We start from the raw sequence: 1,309 nt of genomic DNA on the forward strand, positions 1-1,309 counted from the left end.
CCCCTGCTTCCCGCCCCTGTTGGTAAATACCGTCAATGTCGCCGTTGGAAATGCCCACATCCAAGCTCCGTTTTGCCTGCCAGGCTTGGTCCAGTAACTCCCCAAAGGCAGATAGGCATTGGTTGCTGGTCAAAATATCCCAACCCTTGTCCACCATGGCACGCATCAGTTTGAGGGTTTCTCGGTTATTTCCCACCCGCTTTAATTGCTTTTCCACCACATTGGCCGCCCGCCGTTTGATGCCAGTAAAAACAATAAAGATATGTTCTTCAAACTCCGCCATCCTTGCCGGGGCCATGGTGACCCGACTAACCACAATGTCATCTTCCTTACGGAATTCCACTAAGTTAAATCCCCCCATGGCAGCCATGAGTTGATCCTGACAGCCCACTTTATCGTTGACTAAATGCCTTTCCACATAAATAGCTTCATAGGCCAAATCCAGAGGACGAATAAACTCCCCCTTAAAAGAGTGCAAAGCCTGGAGCAAGGAAACGGTAAAGGCAGAAGAGGAACCTAGGCCGGTAAAAGCTGGTAAATCTGCCACATTATGGAGCTCAATATCCTTTTCCAAACCACAGAATTTCAGACATTCCCGAAAAACCACATGCTCCATCTCGCTGGGATTTTTAACCAATTCCACTTTGCGGTAGGAAACTCGAATGGAATAGTCAAATAGGTGGCTCAGAAAAGGGCTAGCAGTGACGTAGGAAAATTTGTCGATCGCCGTGGCTAGGACCGCACCACCATGCTGGAGAAAATACTCAGGATAATCAGTTCCCCCACCAAAAAAACTAATGCGGACAGGGGCACGGGAAATCAGCATGGGCCTGGCAAAGACAAGGTTGACGACAGATACATTATTGCCGACTGGGGGGCAATGTCAGCGTTCAATGCCTAAAACCACTGCCCAAACCTAGCCCTGGAGAGGAATCCGTCCCTAACCCTGGGAGTTTTCCCCCCCGGATACCCCAGGGGATCTGCCAAAATTAAACTATTCTTTCCCCATAGCACCCCATGAAATTTTCCCTCGAATCCCTCTACGGCTGGTACCGTCAAATGCTCAACCATCCCCGGTACCGCTGGTGGATTGTTCTTGGCTCCTTGGTGTATCTCCTCAGCCCCATCGACTTTCTGCCCGACGTTTTCCCCGTGCTTGGTTGGATTGACGATGGTTTAATTGCCACTTTATTAGTCTCAGAAATTTCCCAAATGGTTCTCACTGGCTTGAAAAATAAAGCCGTCAAACAGGAAAAGAATGCCCCCCAGGAATCTGTGGTGGTGGATGTGGTGGGACAAGATGTAGCCC

At 49.4% G+C, this 1,309-nt stretch carries 2 protein-coding genes; one reads left to right on the forward strand and one right to left on the reverse strand.

The features are described 5' to 3' along the window. The coding region (locus IQ219_RS19675) for a GHMP kinase (protein ID WP_194073743.1) at positions 1-826 on the reverse strand (826 nt) is incomplete at its 3' end. A 191-nt stretch (positions 827-1,017) separates the two neighbouring features. On the opposite strand from IQ219_RS19675, the gene IQ219_RS19680 reads away from it, so the two are divergent. Further along, positions 1,018-1,309, forward strand: a 292-nt coding sequence (locus IQ219_RS19680; protein ID WP_194073744.1) for a YkvA family protein, incomplete at its 3' end; no start/stop codon positions are given.

It is taken from the genome of Synechocystis sp. LEGE 06083, assembly GCF_015207725.1.
GTDB lineage: Bacteria > Cyanobacteriota > Cyanobacteriia > Cyanobacteriales > Microcystaceae > Synechocystis > Synechocystis salina.